Annotated in this window: 6 protein-coding genes; 2 read left to right on the forward strand and 4 right to left on the reverse strand. The window is 36.7% G+C overall.

Features of this window, described 5'->3' with window-relative positions:
- Positions 1–85 precede the first annotated feature (85 nt).
- Positions 86–427 carry a hypothetical protein gene (locus K6G87_RS00840; RefSeq protein ID WP_296832576.1) on the reverse strand — a complete coding sequence of 114 codons (342 nt, stop codon included), beginning with the start codon at positions 425–427 and terminating at the stop codon, positions 86–88.
- Between the two features lie 318 nt (positions 428–745).
- On the opposite strand from K6G87_RS00840, the gene K6G87_RS00845 reads away from it, so the two are divergent.
- Positions 746–1,159, forward strand: a complete 414-nt coding sequence (locus K6G87_RS00845; protein ID WP_296832579.1) for a hypothetical protein — start codon at positions 746–748, stop codon at positions 1,157–1,159.
- Positions 1,156–1,980: an HNH endonuclease gene (locus K6G87_RS00850; protein WP_296832582.1), complete on the forward strand. Its 825-nt coding sequence runs from the start codon at positions 1,156–1,158 to the stop codon at positions 1,978–1,980. Before K6G87_RS00845 ends, K6G87_RS00850 begins: the two co-directional genes overlap by 4 nt.
- A gap of 223 nt (positions 1,981–2,203) precedes the next feature.
- Here the strand turns inward: K6G87_RS00850 and K6G87_RS00855 are convergent, their stop codons facing one another.
- The 3 genes from K6G87_RS00855 to K6G87_RS00865 all read right to left on the reverse strand — a co-directional run.
- Complete coding sequence (locus tag K6G87_RS00855) at positions 2,204–2,581, reverse strand: hypothetical protein (protein WP_296832585.1); 378 nt, start codon at positions 2,579–2,581, stop codon at positions 2,204–2,206.
- Positions 2,582–2,747: 166 nt separating this feature from the next.
- On the reverse strand, positions 2,748–3,257 hold the full coding sequence (locus K6G87_RS00860; protein WP_296832588.1) for an Ada metal-binding domain-containing protein: 510 nt from the start codon (positions 3,255–3,257) through the stop codon (positions 2,748–2,750).
- Between the two features lie 164 nt (positions 3,258–3,421).
- Positions 3,422–4,441, reverse strand: a 1,020-nt coding sequence (locus K6G87_RS00865) for a tyrosine-type recombinase/integrase (RefSeq protein ID WP_296832591.1), incomplete at its 5' end; no start/stop codon positions are given.

Genomic DNA, 4,441 nt, shown 5'->3' on the forward strand with positions numbered 1-4,441 from the left:
AACTATTTCATATTAACACTACTATCTATTACGGATTATTCGTTTGCGCTACCTTATTTAAGAAAAATCCCTATTAAAGTAGTTTTTACGTGTTCTGTTTTTCATAATTTTCCGCATAATCCATCAAAGCCAGAGCATCAAGGCCTAACGTATTTGATAGGTTTATAAGATTATGGTCATTGGATGCGTTAACATCCACACATCGTGCCATTTCTTCGATTTCATCTATGTTTTTCTTTATGTTTGGTATTTTATCATGGCTGGGATTTGTTACGAAATCACGTATGACCGCTGTATTTTTGTCTAAAATACCAGCTATTTCATTCAATGCTTCATCGCCCATCGCAAGATATTTGATATCATTTGTAATCTCTTCTACTTCTTTAAGATTCTTCTCAATAAGTTTTAATCGTTGATCGTTATTCATGAATATAACTCCTTACTTTAGAATATTTAACCTTCTTATTGTTATTCTTTACCTTGAATAGCTTTCGGCAATCAGGGCATAAATACATTGAAAATTCAGCAATACATTATCCTTAGCTTTTTTTCACCACATTTTATTATAATATATCTAAATATAGACCCATGATGAAAGAAATCATCATTTTCCATAACTTTAAAAAATTATATCATAAAGAAGGTATCTATTACATCAAGAATCAGAAGAGATTTTCACATTCCTGAATTTTAACTTGAAAAAGATCTGTGTATGAAAGATAATCATCATAGGAAGGAAACATATATGAAATTTACGAAAAAAGATATAGAAGAATTCAAATTTAACAGATTCTTTGCATGGATGGGGGATCGCTTTATATCACCTGCCTGTATATCATTTACTGATTATATGTATAAGAGTCATTGGATTATTACAAGGGAAAAAACAGATACAAAGATCACATATGTACTTAAAAGGAAAAAGAACCGAGGCAGGAAATTCCATGAGGTTTCTCTTGATATACCCTCTATCACAGATGCATTACTAATGGTAGAACTGACCCTTTGGAATGAAGCGCTTGAAACTACGCCCGACCTTAGTCATATACCATTATTATATATCCTTGATACCCCGCAACGTTTGGCACTTGATACAATCACTATTCCATTCCTTATGACAATAGTTCCGATGAAGCTCAAACAGGGTGGTATGTTATGAAAGAATTGTGGTTAGAGTACCCCGTAGCGACACCTGTATTAACTATTATCGCGGTAACTATCGTACTTCTTGCTATCGTTTATATAATAAAGGATTATAATAATAATCCATTTCGATATCCGGTTATACAAATCAGTGTTGACTTGTCCAAAAAAAGGCAACCATCCTATACAGAGTATATAGATATATGGATAAACAGGCAGAAAAATCCGCGTCAGGATATAGAAAACATATATATAAATGCACTTACAAGCTGGGAGAAAGAATGCGAAACAATTATAAAAAATGCTTCTCTATGGAGATCGCATAAAAGAGTTCAATATCTGGTAATAAAAGATACGGTTGTTGATAAAAATTATAAGATATTCGAGTTTGCATATTATCGAAGGCAGACACGGTATCAGACCAGAAATTATCAAAAGACCCCTTACACAGTAAATAATGAGATTTACAGATTGTCCCTGTCATTGAACCAGATGCTTGAAATAGACGATGAGCTTGAAGAAATCAATTATGAAACCACCAGAAAGAAATGGGAAGAGAAAAACCAGAGAAAGCTAATGACACCGGAACTAAGGCTTCAGATAAAAGAGCGGGATAATTATACCTGCCAAAGCTGCGGAAAATATATGCCGGATGAAGTCGGTCTTCATGTAGATCATATAACCCCGATATCTAAAGGAGGTAAATCTATTCCAAGTAATCTTCAGGTTTTATGTAGCAAATGCAACGGTAAAAAAGGGCCCAAAATCGTACCTTCGTCTATTACAAAGACTGATGAAGAGGAAGAAGGATTCAGCTTTTTTGATGCCACCTGGTAAATTGTCATTAACTTAAAGTAATTAAGGCAGAAGACATTGAGTGTCTTCCACCGGAACGATAGTTTATGGCGCTTTCCTTTTGTCAAGGGACTTTCGCGGCATATCCTCGCTGCGCTCCGGTATTCCACGTTTTCCTTGACAACGCACCGCTTAAAAAACTTCTTTTGGATGTTTTCCCGTCAGGATGTTATAAATATTTGTATTACCGGATTATAAATATCTCTTAAGCTGTTGTTGACCACAGGAACATAATATACTCGCTTCCCGTTTCTATAAGATACTCATCCCGGTACGGGTCTGAATTTGTACATTTTATCCTTAGGATATCTTTTATCTCATCAAATTTTATCTCGATTGACTTATCCATGGAAGCTATCCAGTTTTTTACTATATCTTCATATCTGCCTTCTTTTAAGCTGATCCCTTTATAATCTGCACCAAAATCCTCCCCGGGATACACTTTATCATTGACAAACCCAACTGCTTTATAAAGGAAATCCATCTGTGATGCATGCTCACCTTTCGGGGAAATGATCATATAGATGTTGGATTCACTATAAGTTTTATTAAATGCACTGCCGCTGAAAGATAAAAATATCATACCTTGTGCTCCTTTACGTCATATATACCTGTTCTATACATATGCCCTGATGAGAATCAACGTATTATAGATTATATAAGTAAAACAGGCCGGACAGTGATGATCATACCACTTCCGGCCCGACTGTTTACCATGGCTGCTTTAACCAGAGGACATCCAATGATCCCTACCATGGATCACAGATACCGCAGGGCTCATATCCGTTCGCCAGCATTTCCGAATACGAATCGTACATCTCCACACTGTTTATGATCTCCGGAACCTTATAGCAGGTCGGATCATGGAATTTCCCTGTTGATTCGTTCAGTATATAATATCCTCCCGAACCGCCCGCATAATAGCTGCTGTCGTCCTCTTCCTCTTCATACTCATCAGCATATACATACGGATACGGATGACCATATTCTTCTGCTTCTTCTTCCTTTGCAACCTCTTGTTCCTCTTCAACTACATACATACTATCGAATAATCTGTTGAATTCTTCCTCATAAGCATCAAAATCCGATTCGGGACCCGAATATAAAGCTATTGATACTCCTGAATCAGGGTGTATCTGTATAAAATAAAAATTGTCTAAAATTGTTGTTCCATCCACTATATAATAAGTATCTACTCTGTACCCTTTATATCCTTCTTCCATATCCAGCTCATACACATCTGCCTCTTCATACTCCAAAGAGATAATCTTTCGAGATTCAAAAAGAATTTACAAACCTCAGAAACTCAGTGTTTCTGGGGTTTTTCTTTTATCTATAATTGTATTCAGTTGTGGTGAAACGCAGAAAATTTTGTACCGTAAACAGCGAGTAAACAGCAGGTAGACAGCAAAATTATCAAGTCTTAGATTTTATTTATTGCTTCTACCAGAGACTGGATATCAAGGTGTGTGTACACTTTCTCTGTCAGAGACATTGCTCCGGAGTGTCCTACGATTTTCTTGATCATTGTAGGATCCACATGAGCTTCCGCTAGCATTGATATGCAGGTGTGCCTAGTATCATGAGGATTGTGCTCCATACCAAGGTTTTCTATTAGTGGTGTCCAGTAGCTGTCTTTATAGTTTCTGTAGGTGAATTTTTTGTTGTCATCGGTGTGAAGAAGGTACTCACAATCAGAGGATTCATACCAGGCTTTGTAGAATGGGAGAACCTTATCTGCTATAGGAACCTTTCTGATACCATTTTCAGTCTTACTTAGTATCACATCGAAATACTGTTCTTCAAGATGAACATTTTTCTTTTCCAAATCCAGTAGTTCAGATATTCTACAGCCGTTGTAAATCAGCATCAGTACTGTCTGGTAGAACGGATCATCCTTGAGTTCCCATAACCTGTCAATCTCAGCTTTTGAAAAGATATCTCTCTCAACCTTGTTTGGATTCTTATCCTTATACTTGAGGATATCTACAAATTCGGAATAGTCCTTGTTACAGATATCGTTCTTAAGTGCGTAATCGTAAAGCTGATTGAAAAGGACTTTGATCTTACGGAGTGTAGGATAATTTTTTCCGCAGGTATCAATGACATTCTGAAGCTCTGCCAGCCTTATATCTCTAAAAGTTTTGTTGTAAAGGGTGCCACATACGTTATATGAGGCTGTATACCCATGTACGTTGGATTTAGAGATGGCAGGATACTTTGCTTCAGACCAGGCATTATATACGTCTGTGAATGTCATTTTGGCTGCTTTTGTATCAAATGGATTCTGATGATAATCTGATAGCATTTGCAAGCCTTCCTGCTTGGTTTCAGCATATCCTATGACATTGTACGTCTGCTTTTTGGTACCTTTTTCCGGATCAATGGTCCATCCGGTGGTTACTCTTACCATATAGGGCTTTCTGCGTTTCCCGGACATTTT

The organism is Butyrivibrio sp. (assembly GCF_024699075.1).